Source organism: Streptomyces liliifuscus (genome assembly GCF_016598615.1).
Taxonomy (GTDB): domain Bacteria; phylum Actinomycetota; class Actinomycetes; order Streptomycetales; family Streptomycetaceae; genus Streptomyces; species Streptomyces liliifuscus.
Genome location: NZ_CP066831.1, coordinates 7,719,004 through 7,734,723, shown reverse-complemented (window position 1 = coordinate 7,734,723; position 15,720 = coordinate 7,719,004). Strand labels below are relative to the sequence as shown.

Here is a 15,720-nt window from a genome sequence, read left to right as displayed (position 1 = left end):
TCAGGCCGCGCCACCAGCGGCCCGCAACGCACCCAAGAAACTCCGCAGAGCCGGCGACCACGTCGCCCCCTCCCGCACGGCAGCAAAAATCGACCGAACCGGCTCCGGCCCCCGAACCTCCCGCACCACAACACCGGGATGCCGACTCCCCAGCCCCAGCCGAGGCACAAGACTGACGCCCAACCCCGCCGCGACGAACCCCTGCGCGGTCGCGTAGTCCCCGCTGTCCACCACGAACCGCGGCCGGAACCCGGCGGCCTCGCAGGCCACAAGCTGCGCGTCAAGACACGGCCCGGGCCACTCGCTCCCCACCCACGGCTCCTCGGCGAGGTCGGCCAGCGCCACGGTCCGCCGCCCGGCGAGCGGATGCCCCTCGGGCAGCACGGCGAGGTAGGGATCGTCGAGCAGCCGCACGAGCCGCACACCGTCGGGCCCGGCCGCCTCCTCCGAGGGCCGGACCACGAGCGCCAGATCCGCCCGCCCCTCCTTCACGTCCGGCAGCGAGTCCTCGACATCGACGAGCTTCAACTCGACCTGCACACCGGGGTGTTCGGCCCGCACCTTCGCCACTGCGGGAGCCACCAGCGCGGCCCCGGCCGTGGCGAAGTACCGCACGGCGAGCCGCCCTGTACGCCCCTCCAGCAGGTCGACGAGCGCGGCCTCCGCCTCGGCCACCTGCCGCCCGATGACGTCCGCGTACTCGGTGAGCATCAGCCCGGCCTCAGTGGGACGCACCCCGCGCCCGACCCGTTCGAGCAGGGGCGTACGAGCCTCCTTCTCCAGGACGGCGATCTGCTGACTGACGGCGGACGGCGTATAGCCGAGCCGCGCGGCGGCCGCCGTCACGGACCCACTCGTCACCACGGCCCGCAGCATCTGCATACGTCGCACATCAAGCATGCAGCAGAGCTTAACAGTGCATGCAAGATCCTTCACTTGTCCTTACACCATATCTCCCTCACCGTGGACGCATGCCGCTCACATCGACCCTCCGCATGGCCGCCCTGGCCCTCCTCTGGGGCTCCGGCTTCCTGTGGGTCAAACTGGCCCTGAACCACGGCCTGTCCCCCGCCCAGATCACGATCACCCGCTGCGCCCTGGGCACGGCGGTACTGCTCCTCCTGGCCCGCTCGGCAGGCCAGCGCCTCCCCCGCGACCGCACGACCTGGACCCACCTCGCCGTCGCGGCCCTCTTCTGCAACGCGATCCCCTTCGCCCTCTTCAGCATCGGCGAGCAGACGGTCGACTCGGGCATCGCGGGCGTACTGAACGCGACAACTCCCCTGTGGTCGTTGCTGCTCGGCATCCTCCTGGGCACCGACCGCGGACTGGGCCGCGTCCGCCTGACCGGCCTGTTCCTGGGCTTCGCGGGCACACTCCTGATCTTCGCCCCCTGGCAGCGCTCGGCGGGCCTGCTGACCTGGGGCGCCCTGTCCCTCCTGGCCGCCGCGGCGAGCTACGCCGTCGCCTTCGCGTACATGGCCCGCAAACTCACCGACCGGGGCGCCCCGATAGCCATGTCGGCGGCCCAGCTCCTGGCCGCCACAGCCTGGACGACCCTCTCCGTCCCCGCAGCCGGCCCCCTGCACACCGACGCCACGGGCCTCCTGGCGATCACCGCCCTGGGCATCCTCGGCACAGGCGTCACCTTCTACCTCAACTACCGCCTCATCGCGGACGAGGGCCCCACCAGCGCGGCAACGGTCGGCTACCTGCTCCCGGTCGTCTCCGTAGCACTGGGCGCCCTGGTCCTCAGCGAGTCCACCGGCCCGCGCATCTGGGCAGGCATGGCAATAGTCCTGACCGGCGTGGCAATGACCCGCACCCGCAAGACGTCGGAAGGGGACGTGGCGGAGTGTCCGCCCGCAGCGGATGGCGCGTCCGCGCCGGGCTCCCCTTCCAAGGCACCCCAATCGCGCCAGACCGAGGACGGACACCCCGCCGCGTCCCCGTCCTGAAGCGAACCGGCGCCCAACCACAACCCGCGGAATCCGCGACGGCCCAAACCCCCTCAGGGGCGCGGGGAACTGCGCGACAAGCCCCCACTACCCGCACCCACAGAACAACCCCTACCGCTCAGCCACCCGGCTACCGCTCAGCCGCCCCATAGAACAGCTCCTCCACAACAGCCCGAGCCCGCCGAGTAGTACGCCGATAGTCATCGAGCATGTCCCCCACATGCCCCGGCCCATACCCCAAGTACCGCCCCACGGCAGCAAGTTCACGCCCGTCAGAAGGGAACGTGTCCCCGGCCCGCCCCCGAACCAGCATCACGGCGTTACGCACCCGAGTGGCAAGAACCCAAGCCTCGTCCAGAGTCGAAGCGTCCTCACCGGAGATCAACTCCGCCGCACAGGCCGCCGCAAGAGCCTCCCGCGTACGAGTGGTGCGCAACCCCGGCTCCTCCCACCCGTGCCGCAGCTGAAGCAGCTGAACAGTCCACTCCACATCAGACAGCCCACCCCGCCCCAGCTTGGTGTGCAACGTCGGATCCGCCCCGCGAGGCATCCGCTCGGACTCCATCCGGGCCTTCAACCGCCGGATCTCCCGCACGGCATCCTCGCCGAGCCCCTCCGCCGGATACCTCAACGGATCAACCAGCTCGATGAACCGCCGCCCCAACTCCTCGTCCCCGGCGACGACTTCGGCCCGCAGCAACGCATGGGCCTCCCACACGAGAGACCACCGCCGGTAGTACGCCTCGTACGACTTCAACGTCCGCACCAGCGGCCCGGACTTCCCCTCGGGCCGCAGATCCGCGTCGATCAACAACGGCGGATCGGCACTGGAAACCTCCAACAACCGCCGCATCTCGGAGACAACGGAATTGGCGGCCCGGGAGGCCTCCTGCTCATCAACCCCTTCCCGGGGCTCATGCACGAACAGCACATCCGCATCGGACCCGTATCCGAGCTCGTGCCCCCCGAAGCGCCCCATCCCGATGACCGCGAACCGGGTGGGCAGGTCATCCCCCCACCCGTCCCGCACCACGGCCCGCAACGTGCCCGCGAGCGTCGCCGCCGTCAGATCCGAGACGGCCCCGCCGACCAGATCCACCAACGCACCCTGGTCGGCCTTGGCCGGCGTCTCCTCGGTCCCGTAGGAGTTCACGATGTCGATGGCGGCCGTACGGAACAGCTCCCGCCGCCGCACGCCACGCGCGGCGGTGACCGCGGCCTCGCCCCCGCTGGCGCGCCCGACGGCCGCGAGGATCTCCTGCTCCAGATGGGCCCGGCTGCGGGGTTCGAGCCCGCCGCCGTCCCCGTCCCCGAGCAGCGCCACGGCCTCGGGCGCCCGCATCAGCAGGTCGGGCGCCAGCCGTCCGGCGGACAGCACCCGGGCGAGATTCTCGGCGGCGGCCCCTTCGTCCCTCAACAGGCGCAGATACCAAGGGGTCTTGCCCAGCGCGTCGGACACCTTGCGGAAGTTGAACAACCCGGCGTCGGGGTCGGCGGAGTCGGCGAACCACCCCAACAGCACGGGCAGCAGGGTCCGTTGGATGGCGGCCTTGCGGGAGACCCCGGAGGCGAGCGCCTCCAGATGCCGCAACGCGGCGGCAGGATCGGCATACCCCAGCGCCACCAGCCGCTCCCGCGCCGCGTTCGTACTCAACCGGCTCTCGCCGGGCGCGAGTTGGGCGACGGCGTCGAGCAACGGCCGGTAGAAGAGCTTCTCGTGCAGCCGCCGCACCACGGAGGCATGCCGCTTCCACTCCCGGTTCAGCTCGCCGATGGGGTCGGTGCGCAGCCCCAACGACCGCCCGATACGCCGCAGATCGGCGTCGTCCTCGGGCACGAGGTGCGTACGCCGCAGCCGGAAGAGCTGTATGCGGTGCTCCATTGAACGCAGGAACCGGTAGGCGTCGTCGAGCAGCACTGCGTCGACGCGCCCCACGTACCCGCCCGCGGCCAGCGCCTTCAGGGCGTCCAGCGTGGTCCCGCTGCGCAACGACGTGTCGGCCCGCCCGTGCACCAACTGCAGCAGCTGCACGGCGAATTCCACGTCCCGCAGACCGCCGGGACCGAGCTTCAGCTCGCGCTCGATCTCGGCGACGGGGATGTTCTCGACGACCCGCCGCCGCATCTTCTGCACGTCGGGGACGAAGTTGTCCCGCTCGGCGGCCTGCCAGACGAGCGGCGCGAGCGTGGCGACGTACGACTCCCCCAGTTCGACGTCCCCGGCAACGGGCCGGGCTTTCAACAGGGCCTGGAACTCCCAGGTCTTGGCCCACCGCTGGTAATAGGCGAGATGGCTGCTGAGGGTCCGAACAAGCGGCCCATTGCGCCCCTCGGGCCGAAGATTGGCGTCGACGGGCCAGATCGTCCCCTCCACCGTGGTCTCGGAACAGATCCGCATCAGATGCGAGGCAAGCCGAGTGGCGGCCCGCAGTGCCTTGCCCTCGTCGGCCCCGTCGACGGCCTCCCCGACGAAGATGACATCGACGTCGGAGACGTAATTGAGCTCGTGTCCCCCGCACTTGCCCATGGCGATCACCGCGAGCCGGCACATCGCGGCGTCCTCGGGGGCGGCCGTCCGCGCGATGGTGAGCGCGGCCCGCAGAGTGGCGGTCGCGAGATCGGCGAGCTCGGCGGCGGTCTGCGCGACATCGGTCGTCCCGCACACGTCACGCGCCGCGATGGACAGCAGGCACCGCCGGTAGGCGACGCGCAGCGTCACGGGGTCGGTGGCCTCGGCGAGCCCGCGTTCGAACTCCGCGGTGCCCGGGTGCAGGTCCTGCGGCTCGTACATCACGAGGACCTGCCAGTCGAGCGGATGCCTCGCGAGGTGGTCGCCGAGCGCGGCGGACGCGCCGAGCACCCCGAGCAGCCGGTCGCGCAACGGCTTGGCCGCGATCAGCGTGTCGAGCAGCTCCCGCTGGGCCGTGTGGCCGTCCTGCGCCTCGACGAGCCGTACGAGCCCGAGCAGCGCCAGGTCGGGGTCGGCGGTGGCGCCGAGCGCGTCGAGCAGCACCGGGTCGTTCCGTATCGGCGCGAGTTCCGCGCTCTCCATGAGCCGCTCGGCGGCGGACGGATCGGTGAAACCGTGCCGCAGCAGCCGCGTGAAGGTACTGCTCCTGCGCCCCGGCGTCATCATCCCCGGCCTCCGGTTCCGCCCACGGATCAAGGTCGTACGGCCCTGAGCCTAACCGGAGAGCCTGAGGGAAGCGCCCGAGCGCGGGACAGCGGTTTCAGCGCGCCACGACCATCGTGGCCGGTCGGCGCGGGTCCACGAGCACCGTGCTGCCCGCCGCACGGCCCGGAAGCGCGATGCTGCCGCCGGGCGGCGCGGCCACGTGCGTGTCCGGCCGGCCGGCGAACGGGACCAGGACCCGTTCCACGGTGCCGGGGCGGGCGCTGCCCGGCAGCGACGCGTACTGCACGTCGAGGCACTGTTCCCGCAGCCGTGCCAGTACGTCGGCGACGGGTGCGCCCGCCTCGACCTCCGGGAGCACCGCGTCGCGCGTGGCCCGGTCGTCCGGGCCCTCGCACGAACGGTTGCCCGCCGGCGGTGTGGGCTGCCCGTACCGACCCCCGTGCGGCGCCGACAGCGTGAGGCGGGTGGTGTCCCCGATGGCGACGTTCGTCGTGTCGACCCGGATGGTGTCCCGGCGGAGCCACCGCAGCGGGTGTCCGTCGAGGTCGGCCCGCACCCAGTTCGCGGTGTCGACCAGGAACGCGGTCTCGACCGCGGCTTCGTCGAGCGGCGGCAACCGCGACGCCCGGCCGCGCGAGGCCCGCTCCACGACCGGTTCGGGCCAGTGCCTCAGCACGACCAGGAGTCTGCCGTCGGGCCGGTCGAACGCGTGCGACCGGCCCGCGGACGCCGGGTGGGCGCCTGCCGGTGCGACGGTGTCCCGGGACGCCCCGGAGACCTGGATTCCCCCGCGGGAACCGAGCTCGAACCGCACGGTCGAGAACGCCGGGTCGTCCGCCGCCGGCCCGGTGGTGGCGTCGGTCGCGCTGTCGCACCCGGTGACGAGCAGTGCGGCGACGAGGGCGGTGACTCCGCCGACGAGGACCACGGGGTGGCGCGGGTACGAGTGCGAGTGGAGTTGGCGTTGCTCGTGCGGGTGCGAGTGCGGATGCGTACGAGTGTCACGGGTGCGCTGGTGAGCATGCATGGGATGCCCCTTGCCTCTTCTGTAGCTGCTGTTGCTTCTGTCTCTTCCGATGCCTCTGTCCCTTTCGACGGCCGAGGTGGCCGTCGTCTTCGAGACTGCGCCCGCCAACGGCCGTGGCCCATTCGTCATTTGGCGAATCTCCGGCCCGCAGCGGCACGCAAGGGGCGTACATTCGCGACAGGTGAGAACCGGCCCCGGGAGGCCGTCATGACAGCGACCGGCACGACGGCCGAGGCCCACCTGCGACGGATGGCGGACATCCTCGACGAGGCCCGCCACGACCTCTCGGACGCGGTACCTCCGCGGTCACTGCTGCTCGGGCTGCAACGCCTCGTCCCCTGCGACTGCGCCTGCTTCTCGGAGCTGGACATCCCGACGCGGATCCACGTCAACGAGCAGGAGACCCCGTACGACAACTGGGGCAACATGGGCGGGGACGACGGCTCGCTGGACGGGTACTGGCGCTGGCGGCACCAGCATCTGCAGTGCGCATGGGTCGCGGGCCCGCACAGCAGTCCCGAGGCGCACCAGATGACGGACTTCATGTCGGTGCGCGAGCTGATGAACCTGCCGATCTACACCGAGTGTCTGAGCCCGTTCAAGTGCATCGCGGCGGTCGCCCTGCCCACCGCGCCCAACCGCACCCGGGTCTTCCAGCTCCTGCGCGAGGACCCGAAGCCCTTCACCGAGCACGAGATGACCACGCTGCGGCTGATGGCACCCCACCTGTACACGCTCTACCAGGAGGCCGCCCTCAGGCGCGGACCGCGTGTGCGGCTGACCCGGCGCGAGCTGGACGTCCTGCGCTGCGTGGCCCGCGGCCTGGCCACCCCACAGATCGCCGAGCAGCTCGTCGTCTCCCCGAGCACCGTGCGCAAGCACCTGGAGAACGCCTTCGGCAAGCTGGGCGTGTCGAGCCGGACGGCCGCCGTGGCCCGGCTGTTCCCGGAGGCGGAGGTCCTGTGACCGACCGCCGGGGCCCTCTCGGTGACCGTCGGCCCTCTCGATGACTGTCGGTTCTCTCAGTGATCGCCGGCCCTCTCGGTGTCCGCCGGACCGATGAGTTCCGTCGCCGGGCGGGGTCTGTCCTGGTGAGGAATCATCCAGACATCCGCCAAGTCGCAGGAGGAGAGCTCATGGAAGCACGGGCCGAGCTGGACACGCGCTACAGCGACGAGACCGCCACCGCACGCCCCTGGTCGGAGGCCGAGGCGCTGCTGGCCGAGGCCGAGCTGTTCTGGATCTCGACCGTACGCCCCGACGGGCGGCCCCACGTCACGCCGCTGCCCACGGTGTGGTCGGAGGGCGCGCTGCACTTCTGCACCGGGCCGGAGGAGCGCAAGGCGCGCAACCTCGCGCTGAACCCTCGCGTCGTACTGACCACAGGCACCAACACCTGGAACAAGGGTTACGACCTCGTGGTGGAGGGCGAGGCGGTCCGGGTGTCCGACGACGACAGGCTGCGCGCGCTGGCCGAGGCGTGGGAGGGCAAGTACGGCAGTTTCTGGCACTTCGAGGTCGGCGACGGGCACTTCCACCACGGCGCCGGGAAGGCCCTCGTCTTCTCGGTGGCGCCCGGGACCGTTTTCGGCTTCGGTAAGGGAGAGCCGTTCAGCCAGACCCGCTGGCGGTTCGACGCACGCGCGTGACGCACGACCTGACGGCACAACGCCTACGACAACACTTACGACGAACGCCTAAGACAATGCATACGGCAAAGGAGTCGCTCCATGGACATGGCCCTTGAAGTGATCACACTTCCCGTCACCGACATCGACCGGGCGAAGGCTTTCTACCAGGACAAGGTCGGATTCCACGTCGACATCGACACCGAGGTGATGCCGGGCGCCCGCGTGGTCCAGCTGACGCCCCCCGGTTCCGGCTGTTCGATCGTGCTCGCCGACGGGGTGCCCATCCCGACGGGAACGCCGCAGCCGGGCACGTACCACGGTCTGCAGCTGGTCGTGGCGGACGCCAAGGCGGCCTACGAGGAGTTGACCGCCCGGGGCCTGGAGATCAGCGAGCCCGTCCAGTACGCCCCCCAGGACGGCGGCACGTTCATGCACTTCACAGACCCGGACGGCAACGGCTGGGCCATCCAGGAATTCCGCGAGCGCGCCACAAAGCCCCTCCACAAACTGATGACGGACCTGGCCGAACAGACACCGTGACGGTTCCGCTCATGGGCTGACCCGACGGTGGGAGATCGTCGGGCCGGGACCGGCTCTGCCTCTCCGCGCGAGCGTGCGAGAACCCGGCCTTGCGGTCCTTTCTCCTCTCGATCGAACGGGGACAGATCGTCACCGGCACCGTCTCCGCGGTCGTGGTCCCGGATCACCCATCCCTCGGAGTGCGTCGAAGCGGGCCTGCGGATCGCCGCCGAGGTGATCCTGACCGAGACGCGCTCAGGACAGGTCACCCTCTCGCTGAAAGCCCTGCGGGAAGATCCGCTCGGCGGTGACGGGCCAGGACCACGACGATGACGTGGCGGTGTCGTGAAACACCATGGGGCCGACGGTCGGTGACCGTCGGCCCCATGTGCCGTTCCCTCAGTTGTCGCGGCCTCAGTCGTCGCGGAGCGACGCGGGTCGGAGGCCCTCCGACCCGCCCCTAAAGCACCGGCAGGTTCTTCCGCAGCTCGAAAGCAGTCACTTCGGAGCGGTACTCGTGCCACTCCGCCCGCTTGTTGCGGAGGAAGAAGTCGAAGACGTGTTCGCCGAGGGTTTCGGCGACGAGGTCGCTGCGCTCCATGAGGGAGAGGGCCTCGCCGAGGTTCTGGGGAAGCGGCTCGATGCCCATCGCGCGGCGCTCGGCGTCGGAGAGCGCCCAGACGTCGTCCTCGGCGCCCGGCGGGAGCTCGTAGCTCTCCTCGATGCCCTTGAGACCGGCGGCGAGGAGCATCGCGTACGCCAGGTACGGGTTCGCGCCCGAGTCGAGGGAGCGGACCTCCACCCGCGCGGAGCCCGTCTTGCCGGGCTTGTACATCGGGACGCGGACCAGGGCCGAGCGGTTGTTGTGGCCCCAGCAGATGTACGAGGGGGCCTCGCCGCCGGCGCCCGCGGTGCGCTCGGAGCCGCCCCAGATGCGCTTGTAGGAGTTGACCCACTGGTTCGTCACCGCCGCGATCTCCGCAGCGTGCTTCAGCAGGCCCGCGATGAAGGAGCGGCCGACCTTGGAGAGCTGGTACTCGGAGCCCGACTCGTAGAAGGCGTTGCGGTCGCCCTCGAAGAGCGAGAGGTGCGTGTGCATGCCGCTGCCCGGGTGCTCCGAGAACGGCTTGGGCATGAAGGTCGCGTTCACGCCCTGCTCCAGCGCCACCTGCTTCATGACCAGGCGGAACGTCATGATGTTGTCCGCCGTCGACAGCGCGTCGGCGTAGCGGAGGTCGATCTCCTGCTGGCCGGGGGCGCCCTCGTGGTGGGAGAACTCGACCGAGATGCCCATCGACTCCAGCATGGTGATCGCCTGGCGGCGGAAGTCCATGCCGACGTTCTGCGGGGTGTGGTCGAAGTAGCCGGAGTTGTCGGCCGGGGTCGGGCGCGTGCCGTCGACCGGCTTGTCCTTCAGCAGGAAGAACTCGATCTCCGGGTGGGTGTAGAAGGTGAAGCCCAGGTCGGAGGCCTTGGCCAGGGCCCGCTTCAGCACATACCTCGGGTCCGCGAAGGACGGCGAGCCGTCCGGCATGAGGATGTCGCAGAACATCCGGGCCGTGCCCGGGGCCTCCGCACGCCACGGAAGGACCTGGAAGGTCGAGGGGTCCGGCTTGGCGATCATGTCGGACTCGTAGACGCGGGCGAAGCCCTCGATGGCCGACCCGTCGAAGCCGATGCCCTCGTCGAAGGCCTGCTCCAGCTCGGCCGGGGCCACGGCCACGGATTTGAGGAAGCCCAGCACGTCCGTGAACCACAGGCGTACGAAACGGATGTCGCGCTCTTCCAACGTACGGAGCACGAACTCCTGCTGCTTGTCCATCTTCCGCTTCCACCCAATCTTGCTGGTCAGGCCGCCTGCTCCCGTCCCAGGGAGGCGGTCGGGCACCTGCGCATCACACCACAACAGCATTTCATGCGCGTTGCGGACCTCGATCGCCCGGCCGACCTCCGCCTGAACGCCTCACGTACGGCAGGTGTACTGCTCTGACGCCCATCTTGCCTGTTGAGTGCCGCACATGTAATGGCCGACCACCGCCGTCTCTCCTCGCCCTTCACCCCCCGCCCTTCACCCCCTGCCTCTTAACTTGCATTTCAGATACCAATTTAACTACCGTGCGGGGCAGTCGAGCCCGAGGAGCCAAGATGCTGTCCGAGCAGTCCGCCGCCACAGTCCGCGCCACCCTCCCCGCCGTCGGCGCGGCCCTGGGAGAGATCAGCGACCGCTTCTACGAAGGACTGTTCGCGGCCCACCCGGAGCTGCTGCGCGACCTCTTCAACCGCGGCAACCAGGCCTCCGGCACCCAGCGCCAGGCCCTGGCGGGCGCCTTCGCCGCCTTCGCCGCGCAGCTCGTCGAGCGGCCGGACGAGCGGCCCGACACGATGCTGAGCCGCATCGCGCACAAGCACGTCTCCCTGGGCATCGCCCCCGAGCAGTACCCCGTCGTCCACGAGCACCTCTTCGCCGCCATCGCCGACGTGCTGGGCGAGGCGGTCACCCCCGAGGTTGCGGCCGCCTGGACCGACGTCTACTGGCTGATGGCGAACGCGCTCATCGCCATCGAGAAGCGGCTGTACGAGGAGAGCGCGGCCACCGGCGGAGGCGGCGGCTGGCGCACGTGGGAGGTGGCCGAGCGCGTCGAGGAGACCGCGGACGTCGCCACCTTCCTGCTGCGTCCGGCCGACGGCTCCCCCGCGCCGGACTTCCGGCCCGGCCAGTACGTCTCCGTACGCGTGGAGCTGCCCGACGGGGCCCGTCAGATACGGCAGTACAGCCTGGTCGGGGTCCCCGGCTCGTCCGTACGCCGGATCGGGGTGAAGCGGATCCACGGCGGTACGACGCCCGACGGCGAGGTCTCGAACCACCTCCACGCGCGCGTGCACGCCGGCAGCACGGTCGAACTGTCGGCTCCGTACGGCGATCTCGTCCTGCACCACGACGACGGCGACGCGGACACGCCCGTGCTCCTCGCCTCCGCCGGAATCGGTGTGACCCCGGTGATCGCCATGCTGGAGCAGCTCGCGGTCACCGGGCACCGCGGCCAGGTGACCGTCGTGCACGCCGACCGGTCCCCCGCCGAGCACGCCCTGCGCGCCGAGCACGAGGCGTACACCGCGAAGCTGCCGGACGCGTCGGCCCACTTCTGGTACGAGCACCCGGAGCCCGGCCACCCGGCCGACCGCACGGGTCTGGCCGACCTCTCCGGAGTGGTGGTCCCGTCGGGCACGCGCGCGTACCTGTGCGGTCCGCTGCCCTTCATGCGGGCGGTACGCGGCCGACTGATCGAGAAGGGGGTCGCGCCCGCCGACATCCACTACGAGGTGTTCGGGCCCGACCTGTGGCTCGCGCAGAGCACACAGGGTCAGTGAGCGCGGGAGATGTCCAGCAGCAGCGGCCCGGTCGGCGAGGCGACCATGTCCGTGACGGTCAGCGGGTCGAGGGAGGCGTAGAAGGCCTCCTGGGCCCGGCGCAGGGCGCCGCGCAGGCGGCATCCGGAGTTCAGCGGGCAGGGGGTGGAGCCCTCGCAGTCGACGACGTCGCCCTCGCCCTCGAAGGTCCGTACGACCGCGCCGACCGAGGCCGTACGCCCCTTCTCGGTGAGCGTGAGGCCGCCGCCCCGGCCCCGGCGGGCGTCGAGGAGGCCGAGGTGCTGCAGCTCGGCGACCACCTTCGCGGCGTGCGTGTACGGCACCTCCATGCCGTCCGCGACCTCGCGGGTCGTGGGCGTCGCGCCGTCGGCGACGGCGAGCCGCATCAGGACGCGCAGAGCCAGGTCGGTGGATCGCAGCAGCCGCATACCGGCAGCGTAGATAATGCGCATACCAGGTTCAAATTATCGCCGGGAGCCCCGGGCATTTGGCCATTCCTGCGGCCTCCCCGCATACATCCACTTCTCCCCCACTACGATCAGCGGACCACTCGACTGTCCCTTTTCCCCAGAAGGACCACCCCATGGGTTCCGCCAAGAAGACAGAGTCCAAGTCGCGCAAGGCGCGGATAGAGGAGATGCGGCGTGCCGAGCAGGCACGTGAGCGCCGCAGCCGGATCCTCACGATCACCGCGAGCGTGATCGTCGTCGCCGGTCTCGTCGCCGGCGGCGCGTACCTGATCAACTCGCAGTCCGACGACAAGGACAGCGCGTCGGGCGACTCGAAGTCGACGTCGGGGAAGTTCGTCACGGGCAAGGACGGGGTGAAGACGTGGAGCACCAAGCTCACGCAGAACCACGTCACCAAGGACGTGAAGTACCCGATGGAGCCCCCGGTCGGCGGTGACCACAACCAGGTGTGGATGAACTGCAACGGCGACGTCTACACCAAGGCGATCAAGAACGTGAACGCCGTGCACTCGCTTGAGCACGGCGCGGTCTGGGTGACGTACAACAGCAAGGCGTCGGACGCGGACGTGAAGGCGCTCTCGGAGAAGGTCAAGAAGACCCCGTACACGCTGATGAGCCCGGTCGAGGACCAGAAGGACCCGATCATGCTCTCCGCGTGGGGCCACCAGCGTACGGTGACGAGTGCGAGCGACCCGGCCGCCGCCAAGTTCTTCGAGACGTACGTCCAGGGCAAGCAGACGCCCGAGCCGGGCGCCGCCTGCACCAACGGCCTGTCGCAGTGAGGAAGATGAAGTTCGCCGGCTGGATCTCCGGGGTCGCCGCGGCCGTCGTCGTGGCGGCCGGGGCGATCACGTACGCGGTCGCCGACGGCGACGACTCCGGCATGAAGGCCCCGGCGGCCGACTCCGCGGACGCCGGCTTCGCGCGTGACATGGCGGTGCACCACCAGCAGGCCGTCGAGATGTCGTACATCGTCCGCGACCGCACCAAGGACGAAGAGGTACGCCGTCTCGCGTACGACATCGCGCAGACGCAGGCCAACCAGCGCGGCATGATGCTCGGCTGGCTGGACCTGTGGGAGCTGCCCAAGGTGTCGGCCGACGAACCCATGTCATGGATGGACATGAGCGGCATGCCGTCCGCCGGGGACGGCTCGCTGATGCCGGGCATGGCGACGACCGCCCAGATGGAGTCGCTGGGCAAGCTCGACGGCAAGGCCGCCGAGATCCGCTATCTGCAACTCATGTACGCCCACCACATGGGCGGGGTGCACATGGCCAAGGGCTGTGTGGAGCGGTGCAAGGTCGGCGTCGAGCGACGGCTCGCGCAGGGAATGGTCCAGGCCCAGGAGTCGGAGATGCGACTCATCACCGACCTGCTGAAGAAGCGCGGCGCGAAGCCGCTCGCCTGACCCCGGCGCGAAGCCGCCGGGCCGAGCGGGGCAATTCCCCGCAAGCCGCACCCGTGGCTCCAGGGGCACCGGGGGCGCGACCCGCTTTATGTCGGGCATCGCGCCCCAAATCCTTTGCACATACGGTTCCTTGGGCGCTTCTTGGCCCAGCCATGTCCCCGCCATTCCCCTGGCATGAACGGTTCATCGCAAGAGTGACCCCCATCCAGAGATCCATTAGGGGGTTCTCCATGAGATCCAACCGAGCCGCGGTGCGTGCCGGTGTGAGCATGGCGGCGACACTGCCTCTGCTCGCCGGCGCGCTGGCACTCGGCATACCCGCCGCCCATGCGTCGACCGACCCGGACGGCCGTGACACGCTCCAGGGCACCAAACCGCTGTGGGCCACCGCCCAGGCGGACAAGGGAGCCACGGCGGACGCCTCCCGGGTCTCGGCCCGGGTCTACCTCGCCGGCCGGGACGCGGCGGGCCTGAGCGCCTACGCCAAGGCCGTATCCGACCCGTCGTCGCCCTCGTACGGGAAGTACCTGAGCGCGCGGCAGGCCGAGGCCCGCTTCGGCGCGACCAAGGCCCAAGTGGCCGAGGTGACCGCCTGGTTGAAGTCGGCGGGACTGACCGTCACGGACACCACCCGGCACTACCTCTCGGTGACGGGTGAAGTGGCCGACGCGGAGAAGGCGTTCGGCACCCAGCTGCACAACTACGCCAAGGGCAAGAAGACATACCGGGCACCCGCCAAGACCGCCTCGGCGCCCGCGGGCCTGAACGGCGCGGTCCTCACGGTCACCGGCCTGGACAACGCCCCGCACAAGGCGAACCACTCCGACACGCTGCCGCCGCCGGACGCCGTGTTCCACAACGCCGGGCCGTTCTCCTCGTACTACGGCTCGAAGACCGCGACGACGCTCCCGAAGGCGTACGGCACGAAGATCCCGTACGCCGTGAAGGGCTACACGGGCAAGCAGTTGCGGGCGGCCTACGGGGCGGGCCGGGCGACCGGCAAGGGCGTGACCGTGGCGATCACGGACGCGTACGCCTCGCCGACCATCGCGGCGGACGCGGCCACGTACGCGGCGAAGCACGGCGACGCGGCGTACGGCGGCGGGCAGTTGAGCCAGGTGCTGCCGACCCAGTACACGCGGACCGAGGAGTGCGGCGCGGCGGGCTGGTACGGCGAGGAGACCCTGGACGTCGAGGCCGTGCACGCCGTAGCGCCGGCATCCGACATCATCTATGTGGGCGCCGAGTCCTGCTACGACGACGATCTGCTCGACTCCCTGGGCAAGATCGTCGACGGGCATCTGGCCGACATCGTCTCCAACTCGTGGGGCGACATCGAGGCCAACCAGACGCCGGACCTCGCGGCCGCCTACGACCAGGTCTTCCAGCTGGGCGCGATCGAGGGCATCGGCTTCTACTTCTCGTCCGGCGACAACGGCGACGAGGTCGCGCACACCGGTACGAAGCAGGTCGACACCCCGGCCAACTCGGCGTGGGTGACGGCGGTCGGCGGCACCTCGCTGGCCGTCGGCAAGGGCGACACGTACAAGTGGGAGACCGGCTGGGGCACGTTCAGGGCCACACTGTCGGACGACGGCAAGAGCTGGACGGACTTCCCCGGCGCGTACACCTCCGGCGCGGGCGGCGGCACCAGCGCAACGGTGAAGCAGCCGTTCTACCAGCGAGGCGTGGTCCCATCCACCCTCTCGAAGGCTCACGGCAACCAGGCGATGCGAACGGTGCCGGACATCTCCGCGATCGCCGACCCCAACACCGGGTTCCTGGTCGGCCAGACGCAGACCTTCCCGGACGGAACGCAGAAGTACGACGAGTACCGCATCGGCGGCACCTCGCTCGCCTCGCCGGTCATCGCGGGCATCCAGGCGCTCGCCCAGCAGCAGCGCGGCGGCCACCCGATCGGTTTCGCCAACCCGGCGATCTACGACCGGTACGGCTCGAAGCTCTACCACGACGTCACGGACCGCCCGACGGGCCGAGACCTCGCGGTGGCGCGCGTCGACTTCGTCAACTCGTTCGACGCGTCGGAGGGCCTGCTGACCTCCGTCCGCAGCCTGGGCAAGGACAGCTCGCTGAAGGCAGTGCGCGGCTACGACGACGTCACCGGGGTGGGTTCACCGGCCCCCGGCTATGTGACGTCATACCACCACTGACGCTTTTCCCACATGTTGAAAGCCCGTC

General features: G+C 70.2%; 13 protein-coding genes. 8 read left to right on the top strand and 5 right to left on the bottom strand.

All coding sequences use genetic code 11. The annotated features are described in order from the left end of the window. Entirely contained in the window at positions 1 to 900 is a 900-nt protein-coding gene (locus tag JEQ17_RS33280) for a LysR family transcriptional regulator (protein WP_234048473.1), read from the bottom strand. Between the two features lie 71 nt (positions 901 to 971). Between JEQ17_RS33280 and JEQ17_RS33275 the strand changes: the two genes are divergently transcribed. Further along, a complete protein-coding gene (locus tag JEQ17_RS33275) occupies positions 972 to 1,958 on the top strand; it encodes a DMT family transporter (protein WP_200398705.1) in 987 nt (328 codons plus the stop codon). A 130-nt stretch (positions 1,959 to 2,088) separates the two neighbouring features. Here JEQ17_RS33275 and JEQ17_RS33270 read toward each other — a convergent pair whose 3' ends face one another. Beyond that, a complete protein-coding gene (locus tag JEQ17_RS33270; RefSeq protein ID WP_200398704.1) occupies positions 2,089 to 5,094 on the bottom strand; it encodes a bifunctional [glutamine synthetase] adenylyltransferase/[glutamine synthetase]-adenylyl-L-tyrosine phosphorylase in 3,006 nt (1,001 codons plus the stop codon). A 94-nt stretch (positions 5,095 to 5,188) separates the two neighbouring features. Continuing rightward, positions 5,189 to 6,121: a hypothetical protein gene (locus JEQ17_RS33265; protein ID WP_234048472.1), complete on the bottom strand. Its 933-nt coding sequence runs from the start codon at positions 6,119 to 6,121 to the stop codon at positions 5,189 to 5,191. A 207-nt stretch (positions 6,122 to 6,328) separates the two neighbouring features. On the opposite strand from JEQ17_RS33265, the gene JEQ17_RS33260 reads away from it, so the two are divergent. The 3 genes from JEQ17_RS33260 to JEQ17_RS33250 all read left to right on the top strand — a co-directional run bounded on the left by JEQ17_RS33260 (position 6,329) and on the right by JEQ17_RS33250 (position 8,292). Beyond that, complete coding sequence (locus JEQ17_RS33260; protein WP_200398703.1) at positions 6,329 to 7,087, top strand: helix-turn-helix transcriptional regulator; 759 nt, start codon at positions 6,329 to 6,331, stop codon at positions 7,085 to 7,087. Between the two features lie 170 nt (positions 7,088 to 7,257). After that, entirely contained in the window at positions 7,258 to 7,770 is a 513-nt protein-coding gene (locus JEQ17_RS33255) for a pyridoxamine 5'-phosphate oxidase family protein (protein WP_200398702.1), read from the top strand. A gap of 81 nt (positions 7,771 to 7,851) precedes the next feature. Beyond that, the gene (locus JEQ17_RS33250) at positions 7,852 to 8,292 is read left to right on the top strand and encodes a VOC family protein (protein ID WP_200398701.1); all 441 of its coding nucleotides are present in this window, start codon (positions 7,852 to 7,854) and stop codon (positions 8,290 to 8,292) included. A gap of 439 nt (positions 8,293 to 8,731) precedes the next feature. Here JEQ17_RS33250 and glnA read toward each other — a convergent pair whose 3' ends face one another. Next, on the bottom strand, positions 8,732 to 10,093 hold the full coding sequence (gene glnA, locus JEQ17_RS33245) for a type I glutamate--ammonia ligase (RefSeq protein ID WP_200398700.1): 1,362 nt from the start codon (positions 10,091 to 10,093) through the stop codon (positions 8,732 to 8,734). A gap of 323 nt (positions 10,094 to 10,416) precedes the next feature. Between glnA and JEQ17_RS33240 the strand changes: the two genes are divergently transcribed. Beyond that, positions 10,417 to 11,640, top strand: a complete 1,224-nt coding sequence (locus JEQ17_RS33240) for a globin domain-containing protein (RefSeq protein ID WP_200398699.1) — start codon at positions 10,417 to 10,419, stop codon at positions 11,638 to 11,640. Here the strand turns inward: JEQ17_RS33240 and JEQ17_RS33235 are convergent. Beyond that, on the bottom strand, positions 11,634 to 12,068 hold the full coding sequence (locus JEQ17_RS33235) for an RrF2 family transcriptional regulator (protein ID WP_200398698.1): 435 nt from the start codon (positions 12,066 to 12,068) through the stop codon (positions 11,634 to 11,636). The genes JEQ17_RS33240 and JEQ17_RS33235 overlap by 7 nt on opposite strands. 155 nt (positions 12,069 to 12,223) lie before the next feature. Here JEQ17_RS33235 and JEQ17_RS33230 point away from each other — a divergent pair, with 155 nt between their 5' ends. From JEQ17_RS33230 to JEQ17_RS33220, 3 genes are all read left to right on the top strand, one after another. After that, the gene (locus tag JEQ17_RS33230; protein WP_200398697.1) at positions 12,224 to 12,892 is read left to right on the top strand and encodes a DUF3105 domain-containing protein; all 669 of its coding nucleotides are present in this window, start codon (positions 12,224 to 12,226) and stop codon (positions 12,890 to 12,892) included. Positions 12,893 to 12,897: 5 nt separating this feature from the next. Next, positions 12,898 to 13,521: a DUF305 domain-containing protein gene (locus JEQ17_RS33225; protein ID WP_200398696.1), complete on the top strand. Its 624-nt coding sequence runs from the start codon at positions 12,898 to 12,900 to the stop codon at positions 13,519 to 13,521. 230 nt (positions 13,522 to 13,751) lie between these two features. Beyond that, complete coding sequence (locus JEQ17_RS33220; protein ID WP_200398695.1) at positions 13,752 to 15,692, top strand: S53 family peptidase; 1,941 nt, start codon at positions 13,752 to 13,754, stop codon at positions 15,690 to 15,692. The last annotated feature ends 28 nt before the right edge of the window (positions 15,693 to 15,720 follow it).